The following is a 25,585-nucleotide window of genomic DNA, read 5'->3' on the forward strand; positions in this document are numbered from 1 at the left end:
CTGAGTGAGTCACGATAGGGAGGCATATATGCCGCTCCCCGACGACGAGCACCCGGGCGCTCGGATCGCACATCACCGGAAACGGGCTGGGCTGACTCAGCGTGGGTTGGCTCAGAAGGTCCCTTACTCCTACAGCCTCCTCACCCAAGTTGAATCCGGGCACAAGCCAGCCAGCCCCGACCTGGTGGCCGCTGTGGCGAAAGCGCTGTGCGTCGACGTCACCGCGCTGACCGGTCAGCCCTACGTCACCGAACTACAGCAGGACCGGTTGGCCACGCTGGTCCGCCCGATCCGTGAAGCCCTCGACCTCTACGACCTGGGAGCCGATCCGGCGATCAAGCCGCGTCCCACTCCTCAGCTCATCGCCGCTGCCCAGGCTCTGTGTCAGCAGGTCCGGGCCACGAAGCTCCATGACGCTGCTCTTGATCTCCCCGGGACGATGGCGGAGATCACCACAGCCGCGTATCAGACGCCGTCGTCCGAGTTGTGGGCCGCTCTGTCGAGTACCTACCGCACGGCGCATGACCTGGCCGTGAAGCTGGGCTATTACGACTTGTCCACCGTGGCGCTGGACCGCATGGAGTGGGCCGCGTCGCGGGCTTCCGATCCGTTGCTGTCAGCAGTGCGCCAGTACATGCGTGCGTTGGTCTACTTCCGAGAGGGCGAGTACACGATTGGTCAGCGGCTCGTGGCTTCCGGGCAGGGGCTGTTGGGGCAGTCTCCGCAGACGCGAGAGCGGCAGGCCGTCGCCGGACAGCTTCACCTCGGGGCAAGCATCATCGCTGCCCGCGCCGAGGACGAAGGCGCGGTGACGACCCACCTCGCAGAGGCCAAGTCCTACGCGGATCGGGTGGGTGAGGCCACGGACGTGCACTGGCTATCCTTTGGTCCCACGAACGTCAGGCTGCACGCCGTATCCGCCCATGTCGAGATGCGTCACTACGGCGAGGCTCTGCGAGAGGCCGCGAAGGTGCGGATACCAAAGGACTGGCCTGCATCCCGCGCCGCTCATTTCTACGTGGATCAAGCACGGGCTCAGATGGAGGCGGGCCGTAACGAAGCGGCCTTGAAGTCCATCGTCACCGCGCGCAAGCTGGCTCCGCAGCAGACGCGGTATCACTCAGGTGCACGAGAGACCATCAGGAGCCTGATCCACCTGTCCCGGCGTACTCCGGACACTCTTGATCACTTGGCCGCTTGGGTGGGTCTCTAGCACTTCACCGCAGTAGCCCCCGGCTTTCACTCAACTGTGAAAGTTGGGGGCTTCGCATGTCACCAGCATGAATACTCAGCCGGTTTACACCCGCCACAGGACCCCGGCGACGCGGGCATGCGCCCCGGGGCGTGGCCAACCTGAGGAAGCAGGTCGACATGCGGAACTGTATCGGCAGGATCTTCGAACCGTTGAGGAGAGTGTTACGACCCGGCCAGGGGCGCCATCGCACGGTGAAGGCAAGCCCGCCGGTGATCTGCGGGGATGCCCCGACGCTGCGTTTGCCGCGCGTGCGCCAGGTACCGGTCCGGCCGTACGTCGTGGCGAATGAACGGCGTCGGGGGCTACCCCGCGTGGAGGTGCTGTGTGCTCCCCACGGGGTGGTGGTCCGGTGAGTACGCAACCGCGCTTGCTGCCGTGGAACGGCACGGCTGGCCAGCCGTGCTACCTGGTGACCGACGAGGACGGCAAGGGGTATCTGTCTCGGCTCGCTGACGAGATGGAAGCGGTCCAACTGCGCATGGGCGCTGAACTTCTCGACCATGCTCGCGCGCTTCTCGGTAACCCGAAGGTGGGAGCCGGTGAACTCCGCTTTCTTTCGAATCGTCTGGTCGAGGCCCTTCACGATGCGCTCCGAGTCGCGGATAGCCGCGGCAGGCGCCTTCCCGTGCCGGATGAGGGCGAGAGCGACGGACCGGCTGCTCAGGAGAGCGGAGTGCTCGGATGAGTAACACGTCAGAAGGCTGGAAGGTCGGCCCTGCCCCGGGGCGTGGACTGCGGCCCCGTAAGAACGGTCGATTTGAGCTGCCGCTTCAGGTGCTCCGTTCCAGGGGCGCCACCGGGACTGATCCGGAGAAGGCCGCCGCTCGTCAGGCGCGGCGTGAATTGGCCAGGGCCGAAGCCGCGCAGAAGCATCAGGCCAAGCGGGAGGAGAAGGCGCGGCTGCGAGCCTGGCGGGGAGAGCACCCGTCGGAGACGGCTATGAACCGTGCGGCCATGCTCCACATGTGGGCCAGGTCCACGTACGGGGAGACGCCGTTCGGCCCCGTAGCGGGTGGGAGCGCCGAGTTCTTCAACGCAGGCGCGCACAAGGCGTGGACGGCTACCCGCCTCGTCGGCGGTGCCATGACTCTGGGAGCTTCGGCTTTGGCGACGGGCCGCAAGAACAAGGGTGCTGCGGCCATCAATGTCGTGTTCGGCAACGGGGCAGTCCAGTCCTGGGGTGTGAAGCCTGACGCCGCGGACTTGAAGGCGGCCAATCAGTACGTGCACGCCTTCAATGCCCTTGCCCGGCAGCTGGCGGCCGAGGAGAGCGGGAACAGCCCGGATGCCGACGAGTGAACCTGGACTGTCGCATCGGGGCGGACGAGCTGGAGCGTCGGTTGGCCTTCGCGTAATCCTTCGTGCGGCCGGGGCGCCGTGCTATGCGTCGAGGCCGAGCTTCATGTAGATCGTTTCGTAGCCGTCGGCGATGCTCAGCTCGGAGTTGAGGAACGCGGTGCGGGGCGGGACGTTGACGCGCACCGTGGCTTCCATGCGCTCGTCGTCGGCGAGGCGGTCGGGCAGGGCTTCGCGCTTCATGCCGTCGGCTTTCCAGGTGCCGTACACGATCGAGCCGTCGGGCAGGGACTGGCCTTCGTAGAGGCTCTCGTAGAGGTCGCTGCCGGCGAGGTCGAGGACCTTGCCGCTGCCGTTGGCGATCAGGACGGTGTACGTGTACGTGAGGTCGCCGGGCTGGTGGTTGTCGTCACCTGGGACCGGGCGGATGCGCCGGGGCGTGCCGAAGGTCACGTCCACCCCGTTCTCGTACGGCTGCAGGACCCCGTCACGCTCCGGGTTTTCGCCGGTCACATCGATGCTGCCGTCGTGGGCCTCGATGTCCCGCTCCACCGACCAGTTCAGGTAGAGAAGCGCGCACATGCCACACAGGACGAGGACGAGCAGGGCGACCAGGACCGACACGATGGCGCTGCGGGCGCTGGCGACCTCGGATTCGGGCGTCGGTCCCAGTTCCAGTCGCGGTGGGTCGGGCCGGGTGGAGCGCGGGCGGGATGTGGGCATGACCGGAAGCTACGGCGCCGGACCGGGCCGCCACATCCGTGCGAGGGCGCAGGGCGCCTAGGTAGGGAGGCTCAGGTGATGTCCGGGGGCCTCAGTGGCAGGGGAGGCGTGCCTTCGATCAAAGAATGCTGCATTGCTGTCAATTCCTTTCAGGGTATGTGTTATTGAGTGTTACGGCGCTAATATGTGATTCGTGTACATGCGGTCATACGGGGGGAACACGCATGCCTGACACCACGGCGGGGAAATCACTGCGCTCCGCGCGCGACATGATCGAAAAAGCGCTCCGGGAGATGGCGGACAAGGCCGTGTCGCCGAAACCGGGTGCGGAGCGGGGCGTTGTCGGCAAAATCGCGCTCCGGCACATCCTGAAGATGATCGACGTCGTGATCGCGGCCCTGGAAGCCCCGCCGGAATCCGACTCGATCGTCGTGTACGGGATCCTCGCCGAGGAGTGCGAGCCGGTTCTGGGGCTGCCGTCGAGTGACGTCTTCAGCGCGCTCGTCGAGATGTGCGGCGAACCGCACGGGTCGGCCATCCGGCCGGAACTGCCCCGGGCGAAGCCGTCGGTGATCGAGACGCTCCGCCGGGAGATCGTCGCGGTCACCGTCGAATACCGGGCCCGGCCCGGGGATACGGGGGTGCGGATCATCGAGATGTTGTACGGCGCCGACCGGCAGAAGGTGCGGCGCAAGCGCATCAAGCAGGAGATCGACTGGGGCGACATCCCCGAGGAAGTGCGCGCGCGGATCATTCGTGACGGAGATGAGGGTGTCACCTTGAGTCTTCCGCTGGGGAGGGCCTGATGGTCTTCTTCATTCCTCTGATCATCCTGGCCATCGGGCTGACCATGTGGAACCGGATCATGGTCTGGGCGCGGGACAAGCTTTTCCCCTGGGTGGCCGAGAACCTTCCCTGGATGTCCGACACGGTGAAGCTCGCATTCACCGAGCTGGACAAGTACGCCACCGCGGTCCGCAGAAATGTGAAGGCGGCCTGGAATCAGCTGCGGTCCTATCTGCTCGAACAAGTCATCGAGTTCGAGAAGGGGCTGGCCCCGAACACCTACGTCCGGCGTATGACCGCGCTGATGAAGAGCCATCTGCGCAGTGACGCGCCGGTCAAGCGGATCGTGGTCGAGGAGGACGTCGCCTGGGACGACCTTCCCGAGAAATACCGTCAGTCGCTCGTCGCGGGCGACGGGGGCGGTTATCGCATGGACGTGACCAAGATGCGCGACCAGGAACTCGAAGAATGAGCCGCAGAGAAAGAAACGGGCACATGTCGCTGTGGTGGTGGACGGGCGTCGGTGTAGTGGTGGTGGCGACGGCCCTGGTCGTGTCGCGGCAGTGGCCGCGGCCCGCCGGGCGCACGGGGGGCGGCCGTCTCAGCGCCGTGGTGCTGGCCGCCCTGGCCGAGGACTGGGCGGCGCGTATGGACACGCACCCCGATGCCGTGCGGGCCGCCGTTCTCGGGTCCGGAGCGGCCGAGCTGCGCGCCCGGCTCGTATCGGAAGTGCGTGAGGTGGAGGTCGTGTTCATCAGGCCCGCCACCGGGCGGTCGGACGCGCATACCGTCGTCCGCTGTGTTTTGGGGAATCCCGAAAGCGCGCTGGTGACCGAGACGGTCACCGGCTGGGACGACATTCCCGACGATGTCCGCGCGGAGTTCATCCGCCAGGAAATCGACGAGGTCAGCCGTCGCTGGACCGTGGCGAGCTGATACACCGATACGGGGGCAGTGAATGGACGAGGGACGCAACACGGTGCCACGGCGCTGGACGTTCGCCGATTCCGGCGGCGGCCCGGCCGCGTCGGCGACCGCGCCCGCGGCCGCGACGGTGAAAGCGGATGCCGGACGTGCCGAGCGCGACGGGGAATCACCGGAGGCGGTCGACTTCCGGGCGGAGCAGCCCACCCGGACCTTCGGGGATCTCGTCCTCGCGGATGTGGTGCGCCGACGCGTCGACACCGCGCTGAACGTGGTCGCGCACCGGGACGTGCTGTTCAAGGAATGGAATCTGGCCGCCATTTCCCCGCATCGCGGCGGTGCGGTGGTGAGCCTGTACGGCCCGCCCGGTACGGGGAAGTCCGCGTGCGCGGAGGCCATCGCCCACCGGCTCGGGCGGGCGTACCTCCGGGTCGGCTACGCCCAGATCGAATCCCGCTACGTAGGGGAGACGCCGAAGAACATCGTGCGCTGTTTCGCCGAGGCCCGCCGGAGCGATGCCGTGCTCATCTTCGACGAGGCGGATTCGATTCTCGGCCGACGGCTGAGCCGGGTCACCCAGAGCGCCGACCACAGCGTCAATGTGTCCCGCTCGGTGATGCTCACCGAACTGGACCATTTCGACGGGGTCGTCGTCTTCACGACCAACTTCCCGGAAAACTACGACATGGCGTTCGTCCGGCGGATCCTGGCGCATATCCGGCTGGAACTCCCCGACCTCGCCGCACGGCGCGATCTGTGGACGAAACTCCTCCCCAAGGAACTGCCGGTGCACCCCGAGGCCACCGCCGACATCCTGGCGGCGGAATCCGAGGGCATGGCGGGCGGTGACATCGTGAACGTCATCATGGCCGCCGCCGCGGCGGCCGTGGCCCGTCGCGGAGAGCGGCGCGTGGTCGAACTCGCCGATCTCCGCGACGAACTGGCCGCCGTGGCGCGGGCGCGGGCCGAGGTCGGGAACCCGCCCGCGTCGCCGCGCCTGGTGGCCTGGGAGGACGTGCCCGGCTCAGGAACGGAGGAGGGGGCCGGCCAGAAGGGGTAGCGCACGGTCCAGTTCGCGCTCCCAGTACGGCCAGGTGTGGGTGCCCGGGCCGTAGAGGCGGGCGGTGAGGGCCAGACCGTGGGCCCGGGCGCGGCGTACGTAGTCCTCGGCCATCAGCCCGAGGCCCTTCTCGGTGGTGTCGACGGGACGGTCCGCGGGGTCCAGCGGCCCGGGGCTGCCGTCGCCGCAGGAGACGTACACCGGGTACCCGCGGGGGAGCCGGGTGAGCTGGGTGTACGGATCGTGGGCCGCCCAGATCGCGGACTGGGCCACGGGGTCGCCCCACAGGGCGGTGGGGTCGGCGCCGTAATTCTTCACGATGCCCTGGACACCGCTCGGGTTCCGCGGCGGGTGGACGACGCCGCTGAACGACGCGGCGGCGCGGAAGAGGCGGGGGTGGCGGGCCGCGTACGACAGGGCGCCGAAGCCGCCCATCGACAGGCCCGCGATGGCCCGGCGGCCGTTGCCGCGCAGCGCCCGCTCCAGCAGCGGGCGCAGCTCGGCGAGGTGGAAGGTCTCCCAGGCGGGCGGGCCGTAGTCGCCGCCGTTCCACCAGTTCGAGTAGAAGCCGGAGGGGCCGCCCTCCGGGGACACCACCAGCGCGGGGAGGGACGCGGTCAGCCCCTCGACGTCGGTGTTGAGCGTCCATGCCTGCCAGCCCGGGCCCGGGTCGCAGCAGCCGTGCAGGAGGTACAGGACCGGCCAGCGGTCGTGCGGTCGGCGGTCGTAGCCGCGGGGCAGCAGCACCCGGGCGTGGCCGTCGCGGGCGAGGGCGGGGGAGTGGATGGTCAGGTCGAGGACGCGTTCGCCGACGCGGTCGGCGGCGGTGATGCGGGCCCGGTCGGCGGGCCGGGAGCGGGCCTCGGCGGGCGTGGGGAGGAGGGGCGCGGCGGCCAGTGCGGCGAGAGCGGCGGCGGCGCGGCGGCGGGAGGGCATCGTCCGTATCTCCTTCGCTCGGTGCGTGCGGAGCTGAACGGGGCGTTGCGCGTGCGCTGTTGCCACTGTGAACGGGGCGGCGAGCCGTGACAAGAGTGCGGTGCCGAGCACGTGATCTTCGTCCCGGCGCGCCGTACGCTGGTGGGCGTAGGAGTGTGCGGGGGGCACTGTCGTAAGGGGGCGGTCCGCGTGGGCGGGGCGACGAGGAGCAAGCGCGTACCGCGGGTGGTGCGGGAGCAGCAGATGCTGGACGCGGCGGTGCGGGCCTTCGCGCGGCGCGGCTACAACCACGCCTCGATGGACGACATAGCCGAGCTGGCCGGGGTGTCCAAACCGCTGGTCTATCTGTATCTCAACTCGAAGGAAGAGCTGTTCGCGGCGTGTGTCCAGCGGGAGGCGGCGTCGCTGGTGGCCGCGGTGCGGGGCGCCGTCGAGCGGGGCGCTCCGGCGGACCGTCAGCTGTGGAGCGGGCTGAGCGGCTTCTTCGCGCACACCTCCCGGCACCCCGACGGATGGGCGCTGCTGCACGTTCAGGCGCGGACGCACGGACACCCGTACGCGCACGAAGTGGCGGCGATGCGGGCCGAGATCGTGGTGTTCGTGACGCAGCTGATCGCGGCGGCGGCGCGGCAGGGCGCGCGGGAGCGGCGTTTGGCGTCCGCCGAGGTGTCCGGGCTCGCGCACGCGCTGGTCGGGGCGGCCGAGTCGCTGGCGGACTGGGCGGGCGACGCGGCGGAGCCGGGCGGCCCCTCGGCGCAGGAGGCGGCGGCGACCCTCATGAACTTCGCCTGGGCGGGGCTCGGGAACCTGCTGCGCGGACAGGGCTGGTCGCCCGCCCCGCAAGGTCCCTGACGGCCCCCGCCCCGCAGGGCCCCTGACGGCCCCGGCGCGCGTCGGCCGATCCGCGACGGCCCCGGCCCGGGTCAGCCGATCCGCGCCCGCGCGTACAGCGCCGCCGGGTCCGCCGCGCGGGACACCGCCGAGGGGTGCGCGTCCCGCTGGGTCACCGGATGTCCGACGCCCTCCCGCCAGGCCGCGGACGGGTCCGTTCCGCTGTCCGAGCCGGCCTTGTCCGGCGCCAGGTCCAGCGGCAGGAAGTTGGACGGGGCGGTGTGCCAGCCGTCCGGCGCCACCCGGGTGGCCAGCAGGTACGTCCGCCCGGGCAGCAGCGCCGGGGCCTCGCCCACCTCGACCCGCTGCCGCCGCAGCGGATCGTCGCCGCCCTCCTGGGCGACCCGTACGTTCCCGGACACCTTCCCCTTGAGGGTGGACTGCACCTCGACCCGGTACGTCGTCCACAGCAGCCGGTCGCCGTCGGTGCGCCGCACCCCCTCGCGGGCGATGACCTTGGCCGTGAAGACGTCGTCGGCCCACCCCGCGGCGAGCCCGGGCGTGTCCAGCCGGACCGCGTAGGTGGGGTGGTAGTGCGTACTGCCGTAGGGGACCTCGAACCAGGCCACCGTGGAGCCGCCCACCGCCGCCAGGACCGTGGCCAGCGCGATCGCCCCGGTGCGGCGGCTCATGAGCCCCACACGGCCCGGTACGCGGCGATGTCGGCGGCCGCGGGGGCGACGGCGGTACGGGTGTCGTTGCAGTACATGACCGCGCCGGGGGAGGAGCGGTGGCCCAGCCGGAGGGCGTGGCCCAGCTCGTGGGTGACGACGCCGCGCTTCACGTCGGCCGGGTACGCGTCGAGGAAGTGGCCGTTGAGGACGATGTCGTCGGAGCCCAGGTCATGGGATTCCCACAGCCCCGACCAGCCGATGTCGGCGCGGTTGACGTCGGTCGTGTCGACGTCCGCGGAGGCCGTGCCGGTGTGCGGCTTGATGTCGACCTTGCCCAGGGCGTTCCAGTCCTCCCGGGCCCGCGCCCACTCCGCGGTGTACTTGGTGTGCAGGGTGTACGTCAGCTCCGAACCGTCCACCGATCCGGTCGTGTTCGGGTCGTCCGGGCAGTCGGCCGCGACGGCCGGTGGCGCGGGCAGCCCCGCGCACAGCCCGGCGGTCAGCGACGCGCTCACCGCGACGCGTATACACCGCCGGGCGAAACGGGCGCCATGACATCGACCCACGTCCGCAAACCCCTCGTTCGTGTGAGGCCCGAGAGCTTCAACGTACGAGGGGCCGCGGGACGCCGCACGCGCACAGGGCCTCCCGGGGGAACGGGAGGCCCGGGGCGGTGCCGGTGGCTCAGGTGCCGCAGTTGCCGGCGGCCGGTTCGTCGGCGAGCCGCGCGCCGAGCCAGGCCATGGCCGCCGGGATCCCGGTGATCGCCGTCGTCACATGGTCGGTCGGATAGCTCTTCCACTCCACCTGCCCGCCCCGCTCGCACCACCGGGCGCGCAGGTCCGCGCCGACCTGGTACGGGATCAGCTCGTCCGCCACGCCCTGGTAGAGGTAGACCGGATGGTCGGGGGCGTCGTCGCCCAGATAGGAGGCGCGCAGCGCGAGCTTCCAGAGGGGTGAGGCCAGCGGATCCCGGACGGTCACGTCGGACAGGTTCTGGAAGAGCCCGGCGATGGTGCTGATCGAGACGCAGTTGTTCCGCATGAAGGCGACGTCGTCCTTGCCCTTCTCATTGAGGTAGGAGTCGAGCGCCAGTTCGGGGAACGCCGCGTCCTGTCCGGCGAGCGCCATCAGGGTGAGCCCGGCGCCCGCACCGCCGTCGTTGTAGTCGAGGGTGGCGGGCAGATCGGCGGGTACGCCCCCGGCGACCGTGCCCTTCACCCGCAGCTCGGGCGCGTACGAGGAGCGCAGCTGGGCGGCCCAGCCGGCCGCCTGGCCGCCCTGCGAGTACCCCATGATCCCGACCGGGCCGTCCGGGGAGAGGCCCGCCTCGGGGAGCCGCTGCGCGGCGCGCGCCGCGTCCAGCAGGGCGTGCCCCTCGGACCGGCCGACGGTATAGGTGTGGTCGCCGGGGGTGCCCAGGCCCTCGTAGTCGCTGACGGCGACGGCCCAGCCGCGGCGCAGCGCGAGGTCGATCAGCTGGCCCTCGGAGCTGGTGCCCTGCGGGAAGCGGCCGGAGGCGGCGCAGTCGTCGGCGAGGCCGACGGCGCCCATGCCCCAGGTGACGAGCGGCCGGGGGCCGGTCTTGCCGTCGTCGGGGACGATGACGGTGCCGGAGACGACGTTCCCACCGCCCCGGGCGTTGGTCGAGCGGTAGGTGATGTGCCAGGAGCGGGTGGTGACCGGCGCGCCGGGCAGGGTGCGGAACGATGTCGGGGACTTGGAGACGATGTCGCCGGGCTTGCCCTGGGTGGTGGCGGTCCGGGTGGTGTCGCTCGTGGCCATGGCCGGTGGTGCGGTCGGCAGCGAGGCCGCCAGGGCCAGTGCGGCGAGAGTGGCGAGCACGGTGGTGCGGGTGCGCATACGGCTCTCCCATGGGTGCGATGGTGCGGAAGTGCTGTGTGGGGGACCGTAGAGACGTGTGGTTTGTCTGTTGCTGACCGGAGTGCTCAGATTCGCTGGCCTCATGTCTCACGCGGCATGACGCGGCATGACGCGGCAGGACTCTGCGTGACCCAGCAGGACTTGGTATGACTCGGCAGGACTCTTCGGGTCTTACCGGGCCGGGTGGCCGTACGTCAGCCGGTAGGCGCCCGGCGTCATCCCCGTCCAGCGCCGGAACGCCCGGTGGAACGCGGCGCCTTCGGAGAAGCCCAGCCGCACCGCCAGCTCCTCGATCGGCTCGCCGGTCCCGCGCAGGCTGCCGGTCGCCGCGTCCCGCCGCACCTGGTCCTTGAGCCGCTGGAAGGACGTGTCCTCCTCGCCCAGCCGTCGGCGCAGTGTCGCGGGGCTGACCGCGAGCTGGGCGGCGACCTCCCGCAGTTCCGGCAGCCGTCCGGCGGCGCGGTGGCCGCGCGGTCCGCGCTCGGTCCGCAAGCCCCTGGCGAGCACATGGCACACCTGCTCGGCGACGGTCGTGCCGTACTCGGGGCGGTCGAGCAGCGCGTCGGGCGCGCGGCGCAGCAGCGCCTGGAGGGACGCCTCGTCCTGGATCACGGGTGCGGACAGCCAGCGGGGATCGAACCCGGCGGCCGTACGGTCCCCGCCGAAGTACGGGGCGCAGCCGAAGAGGTGCTCGTACTCGTCCGCGTGCGGGGGCGCGGGATGGGCGAACTGGGTCCACAGCAGCGGGATCCGGCGCCCGATCAGCCAGCCCGCGAGCCGGTGCCAGATGAGCATCAGCCACTCGGCGACGATCTGGCTCTCCTGGCGGGTGCGTAACTGCCCGTGGATGCCGAACACTGCCTCCCGGCGGCCCTCGCCGCGCTCCAGCGCCAGGTCCGGCCCGCCGGGGAAGAGCCGGTAGAAGCGCGCGCCGCGTTCCAGGGCGGTGCCGAGGTCCGGGCAGCCGAGCGAGGCGTAGCACATCATGGCGAACGTGCCGGGCCTGCTGCGCGCGGAGCCGAGCCCCAGGAACTCGTCACCCGTGGCCCGGTGCAGGGCGCGCACCAGCCGGGCGAACTGCTCGGGCGAGAAGCGCGCGCGGTCGTCGCGGAGCAGCAGCGGCGGTATCCGGGCCCGCTGGAGCAGCGGTGCGGTGTCCACGCCGAGCCGCTGCGCGCCGCGCACCGCGGCGCGTACGTGGTGCACCGTGACCGTTCGCCGCCCCCGACCCTTGGCCCTCCCCATGGTGAGACGTTAGCCCGACCGGGTGGGCCATGTCGACGGTGCGTCGCGGCACCCTTACTCAACGTGAGGCTTGGGGATTGGCTTTTCGAAAGAAAATGAACGGTCCGTGAAGAGAAAAGGCCATAAAAGGCAGGAGCCCTGCTTCCCCGCTGGTGCGGGGGAGCAGGGCTCCTTGGGTGTTGCTAAATCAGACCGCGCTGACGTTCTCGGCCTGCGGGCCCTTCGGGCCCTGCGTGACGTCGAAGGTCACGGCCTGGTTCTCCTCCAGGGAGCGGAAGCCAGACGCGTTGATCGCGGAGTAGTGAACGAAGACATCGGGGCCGCCGCCGTCCTGGGCGATGAAGCCGAAGCCCTTCTCGGCGTTGAACCACTTGACGGTTCCGGTAGCCATAAAGCCCTCCTTGGGCCAAAGGGTTGCCCTGCTCCAGAACCTGCAAGAAGTCTGAAAACTACAAAAGCCCGCGGTTACATGCTCCGCAGGCTCTGTACTGCAAGGGAAACCAAACTGCAACTTGCGGCGAGCTTAGCACGCTCCGTGTCCACGGGGAAAGAGCCGAAGATCACGAATACGGGGGGTTTCCAGGGCCCCTGGGACGGACAGGTACGCAGGTCGAGTGCGTGCTTCCGCGGGATATCGGGCCGACCGCCGCCACCCCGCCGCCGGTCCGCGGACGGAGCGGCGCTAGCCTCCGGTTGTGGACAATTCACCGAGTTCCCCCTCGCGGAGTACAGCCGACGCCGCCGAAAGCGTCACCCCCCGGTCCCCGGGCCGCCGCGACAGACCGAGGGTCGGCCACATCCAGTACCTCAATTGCGTACCGCTGTATTGGGGTCTCGCCAGGACCGGCTCGCTGTTCGACTTCGAGCTGACCAAGGCGTCCCCCGACACGCTCAACGACCTGCTGGTCGCGGGCGGCCTCGACATCGGCCCGATCAGCCTCGTGGAGTATCTGCGCAACGCCGACGACCTGGTGGCGCTGTCCGACATCGCGGTGGGCTGCGACGGGCCCGTCATGTCGTGCGTGATCGTCTCGAAGGTGCCGCTGGAGCAGCTGGACAAGGCGCGCGTCGCCCTCGGTTCGGCCTCGCGCACCTCCGTACGCCTGGCCCAGCTGCTGCTTTCCGAGCGGCACGGGATCGAGCCCGACTACTACACCTGCCCGCCCGACCTCAGCCTGATGATGCAGGAGGCCGACGCGGGGGTGCTGATCGGCGACGCCGCGCTGCGCGCCAACCTCCACCACGCCCCGAAGCTGGGCCTCCAGGTCCATGACCTGGGACAGATGTGGAAGGAGTGGACCGGGCTGCCCTTCGTCTTCGCGGTCTGGGCCGCCCGCCGCGAGTACCTGGAGCGCGAGCCGGAGATCGTGCGCGAGGTGCACCGGGCGTTCCTGGAGTCCCGGAACCTGTCGCTGGAGGAGGCGGGCAAGGTCGCCGAGCACGCCGCGCGCTGGGAGGACCTGGACATGGCGGTGCTGGAGCGCTACTTCACCACCCTCGACTTCTCCCTGGGCGCGAAGCAGCTGGAGGGCATCGCCGAGTTCGCCCGCCGCACCGGCCCGACGACCGGCTTCCCGGCGGACGTCCGGGTGGATCTGCTGGACGCCCCCGTCTGAAAGGCGGGCGGACCGGGCTGGGCCGCTGCTGTCATGCCCGCCTAAGCTGGTCCGGCGCAGGCGATGGGGGAGGCACATGCATCCGCTGGGAGCGGAGGATCCGCAGGTCATCGGGGCGTACCGGCTGCTCGGACGGCTTGGCTCCGGCGGCATGGGCGTGGTGTACCTGGGCCGCAGTGCGGGCGGGCGCACGGTCGCGGTGAAGATGGTGCACGCGCACTTCGCGCTCGACGAGGAGTTCCGCGCGCGCTTCCGGCGCGAGGTCGACGCCGCGCGCCGGGTCGGTGGTGGGTGGACCGCGCCGGTCCTCGACGCCGACCCGGAGGCACGCGTTCCGTGGGTGGCCACCGGGTATGTGGCGGGCCCCTCGCTCAGCCAGGCCATCAGCGACGAGGGCCCGCTGCCCGAGTCCTCGGTACGGGCCCTGGCCGCCGGGCTGGCGGAGGCGCTGGGCGCCGTCCACGGGCTGGGCCTGGTCCACCGCGACGTCAAGCCGTCCAACGTGCTGCTCGCCCTCGACGGCCCACGGCTGATCGACTTCGGTATCGCCCGGGCCACCGAGGGCACCGTCTCCCTGACCTCCACCGGCGCCTCCATCGGCTCGCCCGGCTATATGTCGCCCGAGCAGATCCTCGGCCAGCCCGTGAGCGGTCCGGCCGACCTCTTCTCCCTGGGCGCCGTGCTGACGTACGCGGCCACCGGAGAGCAGCCCTTCCCGGGCGACAGCTCGGCCTCGCTGCTCTACAAGGTGGTCCACGAGGAGCCGCGGCTCGGCCCGAAGCTGACCGGTGAGCTGCGCGACGTGGTCGCGGAGTGCCTGGCCAAGGACCCGGCGGACCGCCCCACCCCCGAGGAGATCGCGCGACGGCTGGCCCCCGCGGACGGCGCCTCGGGGCTCGTACGGTCCGGCTGGCTGCCGGGCGCGCTGATCGAGCGGGTGAGCAGGCAGGCCGTCGAACTGCTCGACCTGGAGGCGGAGGCGGTGACGCCGTCGCCCGCCGCAGCCCCCGCCGCTTCCGGAACTCCCGTGCCCGGAACGCCAGTGCCCGGAACGCCCGCGTCCGGCACACCCGTCCCGGGGACGCCCGCGGCCGGAACTCCCGTGCCCGGGACGCCCGCCGCCGCGTCGTCCCCGTCGGCCCCGGCGCTGGGCGCGTTCGGCCCGCCGGACCCCTCGTACGCACACCGGCCGGGCCACGGGCCGGGCGACCCTCCGACCCCGCCCCCCAACCACCCGCCGAACGGCGGCGGGCAGGGCGGCCGCGGCATCGCGCTCTCCGCCGCCCTCGGCGGCAAGAAGCGCCCCAAGGCGCTGAGTTGCTCCCTGGTGCTGTCCGTCGCGGGCGCGCTCGCGGTCGCGACGACCGCCGTGTTCCTCGTCCAGAACATGTCCGGGGACCCGGGCGGCGACTCCGCGGCCGACGGCGGCTCCCAGGCCAAGCCGAGCGCGTCGGCCTCGTCCGGCGGATCGGACGTGCCCAAGGCGTTCCTCGGCACCTGGCAGGGCGATCTCACGTCCCGGAACGACATCCCCGTCGGCACCATGACCATCACCTTCCAGCGCGGCTCCACCGGCGAGCAGGTCGCCACGGGCCGGGTGAAGCTGTCGGTGGTGCGCTGCGACTTCACCTGGAAGCTCGTCTCGGCCACGCCGAAGGAGCTGCATCTCGACGCCCGGTTCCGGGGCGACCAGCCCCAGACGGGGTGCAGTGACAGCTCCACGGACGAGCAGTACTCCCTCGCCTCCGACGGCACCCTGAAGTACAAGGCGAAGGACCGGCAGGCGGGCGATCCGACCGGTACCCTGCGCCGCTTGCGCTGACAAGCGGGGGCGTACGCTGGGTCGGTCCGCCCGTACACCTCCGAAAGGGACGCCCCGGTGACCGCACACGCCACGCTGCAGGCAGTCCTCGACCGCGCCGCCGCCGGGGGGCGCATCACCCCGGAGGAGGCGCTCGATCTCTACCGGTCCGCGCCGTTGCACGCCCTGGGCGCCGCCGCCGACGCCGTACGCCGCCGTCGCTACGCGGGCACCGAGCACATCGCGACGTACATCATCGAGCGGAACATCAACTACACCAACGTGTGTGTGACGGCGTGCCGGTTCTGCGCGTTCTACGCCGCGCCCAAGGACACCGCCAAAGGCTGGACCCGCGACCTCGACGACATCCTGCGGCGCTGCGCCGAGACCGTCGAACTGGGCGGCACCCAGATCATGTTCCAGGGCGGTCACCACCCGGACTACGGCGTGGAGTACTACGAGAAGCACTTCGCGGCCATCAAGGAGGCGTTCCCCCAGCTGGTGATCCACTCGCTGGGCGCCTCCGAGGTCGAGCACATGGCGCGGATCTCGGGCGTATCGGTGGAGGAGGCGATCCGCCGCATCAACGCCGCGGGTCTGGACTCCTTCGCGGGCGCGGGCGCCGAGCTGCTGCCCGCGCGGCCGCGCAAGGCCATCGCCCCGCTGAAGGAGTCCGGCGAGCGGTGGCTGGAGATCATGGAGATCGCCCACAACCTCGGGGTCGAGTCCACCTCCACGATGCTCATGGGCACCGGTGAGACCAACGCGGAGCGGATCGAGCACCTCCGCATGATCCGCGACGTACAGGACCGGACCGGCGGCTTCCGCGCCTTCATCCCGTACACCTACCAGCCCGAGAACAACCACCTGAAGGGCCAGACACAGGCGACCGTCTTCGAGTACCTGCGGATGATCGCCATCGCCCGGCTCTTCCTCGACAACGTGGCCCACATCCAGGGCTCCTGGCTGACCGTCGGCAAGGAGGCCGGGCAGCTGTCGCTGCACTACGGGGCGGACGACCTCGGCTCGGTGATGCTGGAGGAGAACGTGGTCTCCTCGGCCGGTGCCCGCCACCGCTCCAACCGGATGGAGCTGCTCCACCTCATCCGCACGGCCGGGCGGGTGCCCGCCCAGCGCGCGACCACGTACGAGCACCTGGTGGTGCACGACGACCCGGCGAACGACCCGGTGGACGACCACGTCGTCTCGCATCTGTCCTCGACGGCGATCGACTCCGGCAAGGCCCACCCCGAGCTGAAGCTGATCGACGCCTCCTGATGCGCACGCTCCACGCGGCGCCGGTGGTCCGGTACGCCCTCGGTGAGGGCACGGTCCTGCACGACGGCGCGGTCCTGGTCGACGGCGGCCGCGTCGCGGCCATCGGCCCCCTGGACGAGCTGCGGGCCGCGCATCCGCAGGCCCGGGTGCGGCAGTGGCCCGGCACCCTCGGCCCCGCCCTCGTCCACGACGGGCCGGTGCCGGACGCGCCGACGCCCCGGGAGCGGATCCACGCCCTGCTGCGGCTGGGCGCGACGGCGGTCCTGGCGGAGCACGTCGCCGAACCCGGGCTGCGCGCCGCCGCGGAGCGCAACGAGATCGCCGTCCTCGACCGGCCGCGCCCGCCCGCCCTGGCCGAGGCCGACCGCGCCGATCTGGCGGTCTTCGGCGCGGACGGGGCCTGCCTGGCGACCGTGCTCGCCGGGCGCCTGGTGCACCGCCGCCGCTGACCCCCGCAACGGTCGGCGCGCGGAGAGGTGAACAATGGGCGGGTGACCCGAGCATCCCTGGACAAGCAGCCGCATGAAGTCGCCGCCATGTTCGACGACGTGGCGGCCAACTACGACCTGACCAACGACGTGCTGTCGCTCGGCCAGGCCCGGCTGTGGCGCAAGGCGGTCGCCCGCGCCGTGGACGCCCGCCCCGGGGACCGGGTGCTCGACCTCGCCGCCGGTACGGGCACCTCCTCGCTGCCGTTCGCGGCGGCCGGTGCGTACGTGGTGCCCTGCGACTTCTCGCTCGGCATGCTCCGCGAGGGCAAGCGCCGCCACCCGCGGCTGCCGCTGACGGCGGGCGACGCGACCCGGCTGCCCTTCGCGGACGGGGTCTTCGACGCCGTCACGATCTCCTTCGGGCTGCGCAACGTGCAGGACACCGACGGCGCGCTGCGCGAGATGCTGCGGGTGACCCGGCCGGGCGGGCGGCTGGTCATCTGCGAGTTCAGCCACCCCACCTGGGCCCCGTTCCGCACGGTCTACACCGAGTACCTGATGCGCGCGCTGCCGCCGGTCGCGACGGCGGTCAGCAGCAGCCCGGACGCGTACGTCTACCTCGCCGAGTCCATCCGCGCCTGGCCCGACCAGCCCCGGCTGGCCGCCCGCCTGCGCGAGGCGGGCTGGTCCCGTCCGGCCTGGCGCAATCTGACCGGCGGCATCGTGGCCCTGCACCGGGCGACCAGGCCCTGACGCGGAGCCCTGACCCCGGCGGCCGGCCCGCCGGGTTCACAGGTCCAGGCGGAAGCACACGGCGGGGGACTTCGACACCGGGGTCACCAGGTGTTCCCCCACCCGCATGCCCAGCCTCCGCGTCACCGCGATCGACCGCTCGTTGCGCGCGTGCACCATCGCCACCACGTGCCCGATCCCGGCCGCCCGCACCCGCTCCAGGGCCGCCCGCGCGGCGGCCGTGGCGTACCCCCTGCCCCAGTGGGCGCGCCCCAGCCGCCAGCCGATCTCGATCTCGCCCGCCGGCCCCCACTCGTGGGGCCACGGCTGCGCGCCGGTGAAGCCCACCACCTCGTCCGACGCGTCGAGCAGCGTGTAGAAGCAGCAGCCGTACCGTTCGGCGTGAGCGCGCTGCCGCGCGGTGAACTCCTCGTAGTGGGCGAGGGGCTGGGACGAACCGCCGTGGAACTCCATCACCTCCGGGTCGTCGAAGACCTGGTGCCAGGCGGCGGCGTCCTCGGAGAGGGGCACCCGGAGCCGTATCACAGGTTGAGTCGGGGTCATGGAAGGGCCGCCCTTCGCAGGTGCCGGAGTACGCACCCATAGACTGCACGTGTCCAGTGCCCGGCGCGACCGGCACGCTGTTACCCAGGCCACGGGAGACCCTGCGTGAGCGAGACCGCACCCACCGCGAGCGCCAACGGAAGCGCATCCTCCGGGATCTCGGAGCGCAGCGCCGATGTGATCGTCGTCGGCGCCGGACCGGCCGGTTCCACTACGGCGTACCACCTGGCCAAGTCGGGACTCGACGTCCTGCTGCTGGAGAAGACGGCGTTCCCGCGCGAGAAGGTGTGCGGCGACGGTCTGACCCCGCGCGCGACCAAGCAGCTCGTCGCGATGGGCATCGATATCTCCGAGGAAGCGGGCTGGCTGCGCAACCGGGGCCTGCGGATCATGGGCGGCGGCCACCGGCTGGAGCTGGACTGGCCGGACCTGGCCGAGTACCCGAACTACGGCCTGGTGCGCAAGCGCGACGACTTCGACGACCAGCTGGCGCGGCAGGCCCAGAAGGCCGGGGCGCGGCTGTACGAGCGCTGCAACGTGGGCGCCCCGATCGTGGACGAGCGCACCGGACGCATCACCGGCGTCGAGGCGAAGCTGGGCGAGGAGAAGACGCCCGTCACCTTCCACGCGCCGCTGGTCGTCGCCGCCGACGGCAACTCCACCCGGCTCTCCCTCGCCATGGGGCTGCACCGGCGCGAGGACCGCCCGATGGGCGTGGCGGTGCGCACGTACTTCACCTCGCCCCGCCACGACGACGACTACCTCGAATCCTGGCTGGAATTGTGGGACCGGCGCGGCGCGGAGGACCGGCTGCTGCCCGGCTACGGCTGGATCTTCGGCATGGGCGACGGCACCAGCAACGTCGGCCTGGGCGTGCTCAACACCTCGTCCTCCTTCAAGGAGCTGGACTGGCGCGAGATCCTCAAGGCGTGGTGCGCGTCCATGCCGGAGGAGTGGGGCTACACCCCGGACAACATGACCGGCCCGATCCGCGGCGCGGCCCTCCCCATGGCCTTCAACCGGCAGCCGCACTACACCCGTGGGCTGCTGCTGGTCGGTGACGCGGGCGGCATGGTCAACCCGTTCAACGGCGAGGGCATCGCCTATGCGATGGAATCCGGGCAGATCGCGGCGGACGTGATCGTCCAGGCCCACTCCCGCGCCACCCCGGCCCAGCGGGAAATGGCCCTCCGGCGCTACCCGCAGGTCCTCAAGGACGTGTACGGCGGCTACTACACGCTGGGCCGCGCGTTCGTGAAGCTGATCGGCAACCCGAAGGTGATGAAGGTGGCGACGCAGCGCGGGCTGACCCATCCGATGCTGATGCGCTTCACCCTGAAGCTGCTGGCCAACCTGACCGACCCGACGGGCGGCGACGCGATGGACCGCATCATCAACGGCCTGACGAAGGTGGCCCCGCGCGCCTGATCGGCTGTCCGGTGCTCCGGGCGGGCCCGTCCGCAGGGCGGCCGCCGCGCGAGGGCCGCGCCCCCGGCTTCAGGCGGCGTCGGGGCTCGCGCTGGTGATCACGCCGAACGGGGCCCCGGCCACGTCCGTCAGCCAGGCCATCCGCCCGATGCCCTCCGACGTCATGGCGGGCATCAGCACGGACCCGCCCAGCTCCTGACCCTTGGCGACGACCCGGTCGCAGTCCGCCACCTCGAAGTACGGCAGCCACTGCGGCGGCGTCGAATGCCCCTGCTGGAGCTGGGCGACGCCGCCGAAGGTGCCGTCCTTGCCGCCGCGGGGCGTCGACAGGACGGTGTACGCCCCGCCGGGGAAGGACATCTCCTCGAAGTCCCAGCCGAAAACGGTGCCGTAGAAGGCGCGGGCCTCGGCGGGGTCGGGGGAGTGCAGCTCGGTCCAGCACAGCGAGCCGGGCTCGGTGACCGCCTCCAGACCGGCCGTCTTGCCGGGCTGCCAGACCGCGAACCGGGCGCCGCCGGGGTCGGTGAACTGCCCCATCCGCCCCTCGTCGAAGACATCGAACGGCGCGGCGCGCACCTGGCCGCCCGCCTGCTCGACGGAGCGCGCGGTGGCGTCGGCGTCGGGGGTCTGGAAGTACGGGGTCCAGGCGGACCGGGCCCCGGCGTCGGTGAGCGGGCCGAGGGCGGCGACAGTCTTGCGGCCGTGGGTGAAGAAGCCGTATCCGCCCGCCTCGGGACCGGCCGACTCGAAGGCCCAGCCCAGCAGCCCGCCGTAGAAGGCCCGGGCCGCCTCGGTATCGGGGGCGCCGAGATCCAGCCAGTTGGGTGCGCCGGGGACGAAATCGGTGGTGAGCATTGGCTGCTCCTTCAACGATCGTGCGCGAGGGGCTGATGTGGTGCTCTGACGACAGTGCGACGACAGTTCTCAGTCTGGCACCGGGCGGTCGCGCGGGCCCGCCGACGGTGGTGACATGGAAGAGAGGGGGCGCCGCGCGCGTCTGCCGCGGCGACGCCGGATCGATCGGGCCCATGGGCCGGTTCTTCCGCCGGTGGGCCTTTGCAGGAGGTACGCCATGACGAAGGCCGCAGACATCATGCATCCGGGCGCGCAGTGGATTCCGGCGACGGAGAACCTGGAACGCGCCGCGCAGTTGATGCGCGATCTGGATGTGGGCGCCCTGCCCATCAGCGACAGCCAGGAGCGGCTGTGCGGCATTCTCACCGACCGCGACGTCGTCGTCGGCTGTGTGTCCCAGGGCCGCGATCCGTCGCGGATGACGGCGGGGGACCTCGCCAAGGGCACGCCGCGCTGGATCAGCTCGGACGCCGACGTCTCGGAGGTGCTCCAGGAGATGGAGCAGCACCGGATCCGCAGGCTGCCGGTGATCGACAAGAACAAGCGGCTGGTCGGCATGATCAGCGAAGCGGATCTGGCCCGGCATGTGTCGGAGCAGCAGATCGGCGAGTTCGTGGAGAAGGTCTACGCCGCGTAGACAGGGCTAAGGCCGCCGTTCCGCTGCGAGCGGCGAGGAACGGCGGCCCCATGGCCCAAAAGCGCGATCAGAGGACGCGCACGGCCCCGGTCGGCTGGTCGTAGTCCAGCGGACGCTCCACGATGCCCGTGCTCGGGTTCTGGGCGCCGATGAACTTGCCGTCGCCGATGTAGACGCCGACGTGGTACGCGCTGCCGGAGCTGCCCCAGTAGAGCAGGTCGCCCGCCTGGAGGTTGTCCAGCGACACCTGGGTGCCGGTGGCCGACTGGTCCTGCGAGACGCGCGGCAGGTCGACGCCGACCTGCTTGAACGCGGCCTGGGTCAGGCCGGAGCAGTCGTAGGAGGACGGGCCGCTGGATCCCAGCACATACGCCTTGCCGAGCTGCGCCTTGAGGAAGCTGATCACCGCGGCGGAGTTGCCGGTGGCGTTGGAGACCGAGGTGGTCGAGAGGGTGGCGCGCTCGGCGGAGCGGGACGCCTTCTCGGCCCGGGCCTCGGCGGCCTTCTTGGCGGCGGCGCGGCGCGCCTCGGCCTCGCGCTCCTTCTTGTCGGCCTCGGCCTTGGCCTTCTTGGCGGCGGTCTTCGCCTGGGCGGCTGCCTGGTCCTGCTGGGCCTGCAGCTCGTAGCCGGAGGCCGCCTGCTGGGTGGCGGCAGCCGTCTGGGCGGCCGTGTTCGCCAGGGTGGCGCTGACGGTCGGCATTTCGACCGTCGCCTCGTGGGCGGACGGCTCGGCGGCGGAGGCGGGCGCCGCGGCACCGGCCACCGCGAGGGTGAGGAAGCCACCGGTCATCCCTGCGCGGAGGGCACGCGTGGAAGCGGCGGTGCGGCGGGGCTTCCGGTGGCTGGGTATGTGTGCGATCGGGGACATAGGTCACTGGGTACCAGGGCCCAAAGGCCCGGATCAACAAAAGTGGGCTGCACCACATTGGGCATGTACACGCCCAAAATCCGGGCTAAATGACCTTCATCGCGGGCGCCGACGTCATGTCCGAATTCCTCGATCATGTGTGTACGCATGGCATTTGGCGTCACGCGGTAGCGGCGGGCGGCCTATCACCGATGCGGCCCGCATACCAATGGTTCCCGTCAAATCGAGATCCACAACTCTTTCCGGGGTGGGATACCTCACTGAGTCGTGTCCCTTTTGTGATGCTCGTGAACGGAAGCGCGAACCGGTGATCAAAGGGTGCCGCTCGACCCCGATCGGAGTCGCGATCGAGTACGGGTCACCCATGAGGATGGCGCCCTAATATCAGCTGACACTGTCCGCTTCAAATTTGCATGTATGTACCATGTCTTGGTAGGGGCGCAACGCGCTCACCTGTGATGACATCCTCGATTGTCACGTCTCGTAACTGAATGGATGCTTCACGTACAAGATCACCGCTCATCCGACTTCATGATCCTTCGTCAGGTGGTGGAGATCACAAAGACGTTGGCGTACCCCGTGTCGCAGATCACAGACCGACGGGCATAAGATGCAGGCGAAACGGGCTTGTGAACTGCCTCACATGAGCACGATCTTCGTGGGGCGACGGCACGTCCGTGCGGTCCGCCAGCCAGTCATCGTCGACTGAAGGGAGCGAGGACGGTGAACGCATACGCGCCCATCCTCGTACTGGGAGCCCTCGGGGCAGCTTTTGCGATCTTCTCGGTCTTCATGGCCGCGATCATCGGCCCCAAGCGCTACAACCGGGCCAAGCTCGAGGCCTATGAGTGCGGTGTCGAACCGACTCCGCATCCGGCCGGCGGTGGGCGCTTCCCCATCAAGTACTACCTGACGGCGATGCTCTTCATCGTCTTCGACATCGAGATCGTCTTCCTCTACCCCTGGGCCGTCACCTTCGACGCCCTCGGGTTGTTCGGGCTCGTGGAGATGCTCCTCTTCGTGCTCACCGTCTTCGTCGCCTACGCCTACGTCTGGCGGCGCGGCGGCCTGGAGTGGGACTAAAGGGGCTCAAGGGAGACAAGAGGAGATAGGGGAAACAGCGCATGGGTATCGAAGAGAAACTTCCGAGCGGGTTCCTGCTGACCACCGTCGAACAGGCCGCCGGGCTGGCCCGTAAGTCCTCCGTCTTCCCGGCCACCTTCGGCCTGGCCTGCTGCGCCATCGAGATGATGACGACGGGTGCCGGACGGTACGACCTCGCCCGCTTCGGGATGGAAGTCTTCCGCGGCTCGCCCCGGCAGGCCGATCTGATGATCGTCGCCGGGCGGGTCAGCCAGAAGATGGCCCCGGTGCTGCGCCAGGTCTACGACCAGATGCCGAACCCGAAGTGGGTCATCTCGATGGGCGTGTGCGCCTCCAGCGGCGGCATGTTCAACAACTACGCCATCGTGCAGGGCGTCGACCACATCGTCCCCGTCGACATCTATCTGCCCGGCTGTCCGCCGCGGCCCGAGATGCTCATGGACGCGATCCTCAAACTGCACCAGAAGATCCGCGAGGAGAAGCTCGGCGTGAACCGCGAGCGTGCGGCCCGTGAGGCGGAGGAAGCGGCGATGAAGGCGCTCCCGACGATCGAGATGAAGGGGCTGCTGAGGTGACAGCGAACGGTAACGGGGTCAATCCCGACAAGGATCTCAACGCCGAGAACCTCCCCGGCCGCCGCGGTGACCAGGGCGAGGCCATCCGCGTCCAGCACGGCATGTTCGGCGCCGACAACGGCGGCGACACCACCGGCTACGGCGGTCTGGTGCGCCCCGTACGGCTGCCGGGCCAGGCGAGCCGCCCGTACGGGGGCTGGTTCGACGAGGTCGCCGACGAACTCGAAGGCGCGCTGGAGGAGCAGTCGCTGCTCCCGGGGAACGCGATCGAGAAGACCGTCGTGGACCGCGACGAGCTGACCTTCCACATCGCCCGCGAGCACCTGCCGCGGGTCGCGCGGACCCTGCGCGACGACCCGGCGCTCCGCTTCGAGCTGTGCACGGGCGTCAGCGGTGTGCACTTCCCCGGCGACAAGGGCCGTGAGCTGCACGCCGTCTACCACCTGCGGTCGATCACCCATAACCGGGTGATCCGGCTGGAGGTGAGCGCCCCGGACGGCGATCCGCACATCCCGTCGATCGTCGACGTCTATCCGACGAACGACTGGCACGAGCGGGAGACCTACGACTTCTTCGGCATCGTCTTCGACGGTCACCCCGCGCTCACGCGGATCATGATGCCCGACGACTGGCAGGGCTTCCCGCAGCGCAAGGACTACCCCCTCGGCGGCATCCCCGTCGAGTACAAGGGCGCCCAGATCCCGGCTCCGGACCAGCGGAGGTCGTACAGCTGATGTCTGCCACCCGTGCAACCCCCTCCGCCTCCGCGCGCGAGACCACCGAGGGCACCGTCTACACCGTCACCGGCGGCGACTGGGACGAGGTCGTGGCCGCCGCGGCGAAGGCCGACGACGAGCGGATCATCGTCAACATGGGCCCGCAGCACCCCTCCACCCACGGGGTGCTCCGGCTGATCCTGGAGATCGACGGCGAGACGGTCACCGAGGCCCGCTGCGGTATCGGCTACCTGCACACCGGGATCGAGAAGAACCTCGAATTCCGGAACTGGACGCAGGGCACCACGTTCGTGACGCGCATGGACTATCTGACGCCCTTCTCCAACGAGGCGGCGTACTGCCTGGGCGTCGAGAAGCTGCTCGGCATCGAGGACCAGATCCCGGACCGCGCCACCATCATCCGGGTGCTGATGATGGAGCTGAACCGGCTCTCCTCCCATCTGGTGTGCATCGCCACCGGTGGCATGGAGCTGGGCGCGACCACCGTCATGATCTACGGATTCCGCGACCGCGAGCTGATCCTGGACCTCTACGAGCTGATCACCGGCCTGCGGATGAACCACGCGTACATCCGGCCCGGCGGCCTCGCCCAGGATCTGCCGCCCGGCGCGGTCGACCAGATCCGCGCGTTCCTGAAGACGATGCGCAAGAACCTGGTCGAGTACGACAAGCTCGCGACCGGGAACCCGATCTTCAAGGCCCGCCTCCAGGACGTCGGCTACCTCGACCTCGCGGGCTGCATGGCACTCGGCGTGACCGGCCCGATACTGCGCTCCACCGGCCTGCCGCACGACCTGCGCAAGGCCCAGCCGTACTGCGGCTACGAGAGCTACGACTTCGAGGTGCCGACCGCCGACACCTCCGACGCGTACGGCCGCTTCCTGGTCCGGCTGGAGGAGATGCGCCAGTCGCTGCGGATCGTCGAACAGTGCCTGGACCGGCTGGAGCCCGGGCCGGTGATGGTCGCGGACAAGAAGATCGCCTGGCCCGCGCAGCTCGCTCTCGGAGCGGACGGGCTCGGCAACTCCCTCGACCACATCAAGAACATCATGGGCACCTCCATGGAGGCCCTGATCCACCACTTCAAGCTGGTGACCGAGGGTTTCCGGGTCCCGCCCGGACAGACGTACGTGGCCATCGAGTCGCCCAAGGGCGAACTGGGCGTGCACATGGCCAGCGACGGCGGCACCCGCCCGTACCGCGTCCACTTCCGCGATCCGTCGTTCACCAATCTGCAGGCCGTGGCGGCCATGTGCGAGGGCGGCCAGGTCGCCGACGTGATCGTCGCCGTCGCCTCTATCGACCCCGTGATGGGAGGTGTCGACCGGTGACTGACGTGACGCTG

General features: G+C 70.4%; 29 protein-coding genes. 19 read left to right on the forward strand and 10 right to left on the reverse strand.

Features of this window, described 5'->3' with window-relative positions; translation table 11 throughout:
• Positions 1 to 28: 28 nt before the first annotated feature.
• The 3 genes from ACZ59A_RS07430 (at position 29) to ACZ59A_RS07440 (ending at position 2,554) form a co-directional block, all read left to right on the forward strand.
• On the forward strand, positions 29 to 1,213 hold the full coding sequence (locus tag ACZ59A_RS07430; RefSeq protein WP_470954835.1) for a helix-turn-helix domain-containing protein: 1,185 nt from the start codon (positions 29 to 31) through the stop codon (positions 1,211 to 1,213).
• 391 nt (positions 1,214 to 1,604) lie between these two features.
• Positions 1,605 to 1,940 carry a hypothetical protein gene (locus ACZ59A_RS07435; protein WP_470954838.1) on the forward strand — a complete coding sequence of 112 codons (336 nt, stop codon included), beginning with the start codon at positions 1,605 to 1,607 and terminating at the stop codon, positions 1,938 to 1,940.
• Positions 1,937 to 2,554: a hypothetical protein gene (locus tag ACZ59A_RS07440; RefSeq protein ID WP_470954840.1), complete on the forward strand. Its 618-nt coding sequence runs from the start codon at positions 1,937 to 1,939 to the stop codon at positions 2,552 to 2,554. The genes ACZ59A_RS07435 and ACZ59A_RS07440 overlap by 4 nt, the downstream gene beginning before the upstream one ends.
• Before the next feature lie 81 nt (positions 2,555 to 2,635).
• Here ACZ59A_RS07440 and ACZ59A_RS07445 read toward each other — a convergent pair whose 3' ends face one another.
• Positions 2,636 to 3,274, reverse strand: a complete 639-nt coding sequence (locus ACZ59A_RS07445) for a hypothetical protein (RefSeq protein WP_470954843.1) — start codon at positions 3,272 to 3,274, stop codon at positions 2,636 to 2,638.
• A gap of 224 nt (positions 3,275 to 3,498) precedes the next feature.
• Between ACZ59A_RS07445 and ACZ59A_RS07450 the strand changes: the two genes are divergently transcribed.
• The 4 genes from ACZ59A_RS07450 to ACZ59A_RS07465 are packed head-to-tail and all read left to right on the forward strand — an operon-like array spanning position 3,499 to position 6,044.
• Positions 3,499 to 4,080, forward strand: a complete 582-nt coding sequence (locus tag ACZ59A_RS07450; protein ID WP_470954846.1) for a hypothetical protein — start codon at positions 3,499 to 3,501, stop codon at positions 4,078 to 4,080.
• Positions 4,080 to 4,532, forward strand: coding sequence for a hypothetical protein (locus ACZ59A_RS07455; protein WP_470954849.1), 453 nt, complete (start codon positions 4,080 to 4,082; stop codon positions 4,530 to 4,532). The genes ACZ59A_RS07450 and ACZ59A_RS07455 overlap by 1 nt, the downstream gene beginning before the upstream one ends.
• Entirely contained in the window at positions 4,529 to 4,996 is a 468-nt protein-coding gene (locus ACZ59A_RS07460) for a hypothetical protein (protein WP_470954851.1), read from the forward strand. Before ACZ59A_RS07455 ends, ACZ59A_RS07460 begins: the two co-directional genes overlap by 4 nt.
• A 22-nt stretch (positions 4,997 to 5,018) precedes the next feature.
• On the forward strand, positions 5,019 to 6,044 hold the full coding sequence (locus ACZ59A_RS07465; RefSeq protein ID WP_470954854.1) for an ATP-binding protein: 1,026 nt from the start codon (positions 5,019 to 5,021) through the stop codon (positions 6,042 to 6,044).
• On the opposite strand, the gene ACZ59A_RS07470 is transcribed toward ACZ59A_RS07465, so the two are convergent.
• Positions 6,009 to 6,980: an alpha/beta hydrolase gene (locus ACZ59A_RS07470; protein ID WP_470954857.1), complete on the reverse strand. Its 972-nt coding sequence runs from the start codon at positions 6,978 to 6,980 to the stop codon at positions 6,009 to 6,011. The two genes, ACZ59A_RS07465 and ACZ59A_RS07470, sit on opposite strands and share 36 nt — an antisense overlap.
• A gap of 243 nt (positions 6,981 to 7,223) precedes the next feature.
• On the opposite strand from ACZ59A_RS07470, the gene ACZ59A_RS07475 reads away from it, so the two are divergent.
• A complete protein-coding gene (locus ACZ59A_RS07475; RefSeq protein WP_470957790.1) occupies positions 7,224 to 7,832 on the forward strand; it encodes a TetR/AcrR family transcriptional regulator in 609 nt (202 codons plus the stop codon).
• Positions 7,833 to 7,903: 71 nt separating this feature from the next.
• On the opposite strand, the gene ACZ59A_RS07480 is transcribed toward ACZ59A_RS07475, so the two are convergent.
• From ACZ59A_RS07480 to ACZ59A_RS07500, 5 genes are all read right to left on the reverse strand, one after another.
• A complete protein-coding gene (locus ACZ59A_RS07480; protein ID WP_470954860.1) occupies positions 7,904 to 8,503 on the reverse strand; it encodes a hypothetical protein in 600 nt (199 codons plus the stop codon).
• On the reverse strand, positions 8,500 to 9,000 hold the full coding sequence (locus ACZ59A_RS07485) for a zinc metalloprotease (protein ID WP_470954863.1): 501 nt from the start codon (positions 8,998 to 9,000) through the stop codon (positions 8,500 to 8,502). Before ACZ59A_RS07485 ends, ACZ59A_RS07480 begins: the two co-directional genes overlap by 4 nt.
• 169 nt (positions 9,001 to 9,169) lie before the next feature.
• Positions 9,170 to 10,348 carry a lipase family protein gene (locus ACZ59A_RS07490; RefSeq protein WP_470954866.1) on the reverse strand — a complete coding sequence of 393 codons (1,179 nt, stop codon included), beginning with the start codon at positions 10,346 to 10,348 and terminating at the stop codon, positions 9,170 to 9,172.
• A gap of 192 nt (positions 10,349 to 10,540) precedes the next feature.
• Positions 10,541 to 11,614: an AraC family transcriptional regulator gene (locus ACZ59A_RS07495; protein WP_470954868.1), complete on the reverse strand. Its 1,074-nt coding sequence runs from the start codon at positions 11,612 to 11,614 to the stop codon at positions 10,541 to 10,543.
• A gap of 187 nt (positions 11,615 to 11,801) precedes the next feature.
• Complete coding sequence (locus ACZ59A_RS07500; protein ID WP_009715975.1) at positions 11,802 to 12,005, reverse strand: cold-shock protein; 204 nt, start codon at positions 12,003 to 12,005, stop codon at positions 11,802 to 11,804.
• 406 nt (positions 12,006 to 12,411) lie between these two features.
• Between ACZ59A_RS07500 and ACZ59A_RS07505 the strand changes: the two genes are divergently transcribed.
• The 5 genes from ACZ59A_RS07505 (at position 12,412) to ACZ59A_RS07525 (ending at position 17,493) form a co-directional block, all read left to right on the forward strand.
• The gene (locus ACZ59A_RS07505) at positions 12,412 to 13,230 is read left to right on the forward strand and encodes a menaquinone biosynthetic enzyme MqnA/MqnD family protein (protein ID WP_468054509.1); all 819 of its coding nucleotides are present in this window, start codon (positions 12,412 to 12,414) and stop codon (positions 13,228 to 13,230) included.
• A 76-nt stretch (positions 13,231 to 13,306) separates the two neighbouring features.
• The gene (locus ACZ59A_RS07510) at positions 13,307 to 15,052 is read left to right on the forward strand and encodes a serine/threonine-protein kinase (RefSeq protein WP_470954872.1); all 1,746 of its coding nucleotides are present in this window, start codon (positions 13,307 to 13,309) and stop codon (positions 15,050 to 15,052) included.
• Between the two features lie 57 nt (positions 15,053 to 15,109).
• Positions 15,110 to 16,309, forward strand: a complete 1,200-nt coding sequence (gene mqnC / locus ACZ59A_RS07515) for a cyclic dehypoxanthinyl futalosine synthase (protein WP_470954875.1) — start codon at positions 15,110 to 15,112, stop codon at positions 16,307 to 16,309.
• On the forward strand, positions 16,309 to 16,758 hold the full coding sequence (locus tag ACZ59A_RS07520) for an imidazolonepropionase-like domain-containing protein (protein WP_470954878.1): 450 nt from the start codon (positions 16,309 to 16,311) through the stop codon (positions 16,756 to 16,758). Before mqnC ends, ACZ59A_RS07520 begins: the two co-directional genes overlap by 1 nt.
• 42 nt (positions 16,759 to 16,800) lie before the next feature.
• Positions 16,801 to 17,493 (forward strand): demethylmenaquinone methyltransferase, encoded by a 693-nt coding sequence (locus ACZ59A_RS07525; protein WP_470954881.1) that lies wholly within the window; start codon positions 16,801 to 16,803, stop codon positions 17,491 to 17,493.
• A 36-nt stretch (positions 17,494 to 17,529) separates the two neighbouring features.
• Here ACZ59A_RS07525 and ACZ59A_RS07530 read toward each other — a convergent pair whose 3' ends face one another.
• On the reverse strand, positions 17,530 to 18,036 hold the full coding sequence (locus tag ACZ59A_RS07530; protein WP_470954884.1) for a GNAT family N-acetyltransferase: 507 nt from the start codon (positions 18,034 to 18,036) through the stop codon (positions 17,530 to 17,532).
• Between the two features lie 105 nt (positions 18,037 to 18,141).
• Between ACZ59A_RS07530 and ACZ59A_RS07535 the strand changes: the two genes are divergently transcribed.
• On the forward strand, positions 18,142 to 19,464 hold the full coding sequence (locus tag ACZ59A_RS07535; RefSeq protein WP_470954888.1) for a geranylgeranyl reductase family protein: 1,323 nt from the start codon (positions 18,142 to 18,144) through the stop codon (positions 19,462 to 19,464).
• A gap of 69 nt (positions 19,465 to 19,533) precedes the next feature.
• On the opposite strand, the gene ACZ59A_RS07540 is transcribed toward ACZ59A_RS07535, so the two are convergent.
• Positions 19,534 to 20,319 carry a VOC family protein gene (locus ACZ59A_RS07540; protein WP_470954891.1) on the reverse strand — a complete coding sequence of 262 codons (786 nt, stop codon included), beginning with the start codon at positions 20,317 to 20,319 and terminating at the stop codon, positions 19,534 to 19,536.
• A 217-nt stretch (positions 20,320 to 20,536) separates the two neighbouring features.
• On the opposite strand from ACZ59A_RS07540, the gene ACZ59A_RS07545 reads away from it, so the two are divergent.
• Entirely contained in the window at positions 20,537 to 20,956 is a 420-nt protein-coding gene (locus ACZ59A_RS07545; protein WP_470954894.1) for a CBS domain-containing protein, read from the forward strand.
• A 67-nt stretch (positions 20,957 to 21,023) separates the two neighbouring features.
• Here ACZ59A_RS07545 and ACZ59A_RS07550 read toward each other — a convergent pair whose 3' ends face one another.
• Positions 21,024 to 21,824, reverse strand: a complete 801-nt coding sequence (locus tag ACZ59A_RS07550) for a C40 family peptidase (protein ID WP_470954897.1) — start codon at positions 21,822 to 21,824, stop codon at positions 21,024 to 21,026.
• Between the two features lie 723 nt (positions 21,825 to 22,547).
• On the opposite strand from ACZ59A_RS07550, the gene ACZ59A_RS07555 reads away from it, so the two are divergent.
• From ACZ59A_RS07555 to ACZ59A_RS07570, 4 genes are read left to right on the forward strand one after another with little or no spacing between them, the layout of a single operon-like run.
• Positions 22,548 to 22,907: an NADH-quinone oxidoreductase subunit A gene (locus ACZ59A_RS07555; RefSeq protein WP_468054371.1), complete on the forward strand. Its 360-nt coding sequence runs from the start codon at positions 22,548 to 22,550 to the stop codon at positions 22,905 to 22,907.
• Positions 22,908 to 22,948: 41 nt separating this feature from the next.
• Positions 22,949 to 23,503 carry a NuoB/complex I 20 kDa subunit family protein gene (locus ACZ59A_RS07560; RefSeq protein ID WP_055555975.1) on the forward strand — a complete coding sequence of 185 codons (555 nt, stop codon included), beginning with the start codon at positions 22,949 to 22,951 and terminating at the stop codon, positions 23,501 to 23,503.
• Complete coding sequence (locus ACZ59A_RS07565) at positions 23,500 to 24,237, forward strand: NADH-quinone oxidoreductase subunit C (protein ID WP_470954900.1); 738 nt, start codon at positions 23,500 to 23,502, stop codon at positions 24,235 to 24,237. The genes ACZ59A_RS07560 and ACZ59A_RS07565 overlap by 4 nt, the downstream gene beginning before the upstream one ends.
• The gene (locus ACZ59A_RS07570; protein ID WP_470954903.1) at positions 24,237 to 25,571 is read left to right on the forward strand and encodes an NADH-quinone oxidoreductase subunit D; all 1,335 of its coding nucleotides are present in this window, start codon (positions 24,237 to 24,239) and stop codon (positions 25,569 to 25,571) included. Before ACZ59A_RS07565 ends, ACZ59A_RS07570 begins: the two co-directional genes overlap by 1 nt.
• The last annotated feature ends 14 nt before the right edge of the window (positions 25,572 to 25,585 follow it).

It is taken from the genome of Streptomyces sp. NPDC040405, from assembly GCF_055595765.1.

Bases quoted from the DNA above. Each gene is read 5' to 3' on its own strand.
- ACZ59A_RS07430 (WP_470954835.1), top strand. From the start codon at position 29: ATGCCGCTCCCCGACGACGAGCACCCGGGCGCTCGGATCGCACATCAC.
- ACZ59A_RS07440 (WP_470954840.1), top strand. From the start codon at position 1,937: ATGAGTAACACGTCAGAAGGCTGGAAGGTCGGCCCTGCCCCGGGGCGT.
- ACZ59A_RS07445 (WP_470954843.1), bottom strand. From the start codon at position 3,274: ATGCCCACATCCCGCCCGCGCTCCACCCGGCCCGACCCACCGCGACTG.
- ACZ59A_RS07450 (WP_470954846.1), top strand. From the start codon at position 3,499: ATGCCTGACACCACGGCGGGGAAATCACTGCGCTCCGCGCGCGACATG.
- ACZ59A_RS07455 (WP_470954849.1), top strand. From the start codon at position 4,080: ATGGTCTTCTTCATTCCTCTGATCATCCTGGCCATCGGGCTGACCATG.
- ACZ59A_RS07460 (WP_470954851.1), top strand. From the start codon at position 4,529: ATGAGCCGCAGAGAAAGAAACGGGCACATGTCGCTGTGGTGGTGGACG.
- ACZ59A_RS07465 (WP_470954854.1), top strand. From the start codon at position 5,019: ATGGACGAGGGACGCAACACGGTGCCACGGCGCTGGACGTTCGCCGAT.
- ACZ59A_RS07470 (WP_470954857.1), bottom strand. From the start codon at position 6,980: ATGCCCTCCCGCCGCCGCGCCGCCGCCGCTCTCGCCGCACTGGCCGCC.
- ACZ59A_RS07475 (WP_470957790.1), top strand. From the start codon at position 7,224: ATGCTGGACGCGGCGGTGCGGGCCTTCGCGCGGCGCGGCTACAACCAC.
- ACZ59A_RS07480 (WP_470954860.1), bottom strand. From the start codon at position 8,503: ATGAGCCGCCGCACCGGGGCGATCGCGCTGGCCACGGTCCTGGCGGCG.
- ACZ59A_RS07490 (WP_470954866.1), bottom strand. From the start codon at position 10,348: ATGCGCACCCGCACCACCGTGCTCGCCACTCTCGCCGCACTGGCCCTG.
- ACZ59A_RS07495 (WP_470954868.1), bottom strand. From the start codon at position 11,614: ATGGGGAGGGCCAAGGGTCGGGGGCGGCGAACGGTCACGGTGCACCAC.
- ACZ59A_RS07500 (WP_009715975.1), bottom strand. From the start codon at position 12,005: ATGGCTACCGGAACCGTCAAGTGGTTCAACGCCGAGAAGGGCTTCGGC.
- ACZ59A_RS07510 (WP_470954872.1), top strand. From the start codon at position 13,307: ATGCATCCGCTGGGAGCGGAGGATCCGCAGGTCATCGGGGCGTACCGG.
- ACZ59A_RS07520 (WP_470954878.1), top strand. From the start codon at position 16,309: ATGCGCACGCTCCACGCGGCGCCGGTGGTCCGGTACGCCCTCGGTGAG.
- ACZ59A_RS07530 (WP_470954884.1), bottom strand. From the start codon at position 18,036: ATGACCCCGACTCAACCTGTGATACGGCTCCGGGTGCCCCTCTCCGAG.
- ACZ59A_RS07540 (WP_470954891.1), bottom strand. From the start codon at position 20,319: ATGCTCACCACCGATTTCGTCCCCGGCGCACCCAACTGGCTGGATCTC.
- ACZ59A_RS07545 (WP_470954894.1), top strand. From the start codon at position 20,537: ATGACGAAGGCCGCAGACATCATGCATCCGGGCGCGCAGTGGATTCCG.
- ACZ59A_RS07550 (WP_470954897.1), bottom strand. From the start codon at position 21,824: ATGTCCCCGATCGCACACATACCCAGCCACCGGAAGCCCCGCCGCACC.
- ACZ59A_RS07560 (WP_055555975.1), top strand. From the start codon at position 22,949: ATGGGTATCGAAGAGAAACTTCCGAGCGGGTTCCTGCTGACCACCGTC.
- ACZ59A_RS07570 (WP_470954903.1), top strand. From the start codon at position 24,237: ATGTCTGCCACCCGTGCAACCCCCTCCGCCTCCGCGCGCGAGACCACC.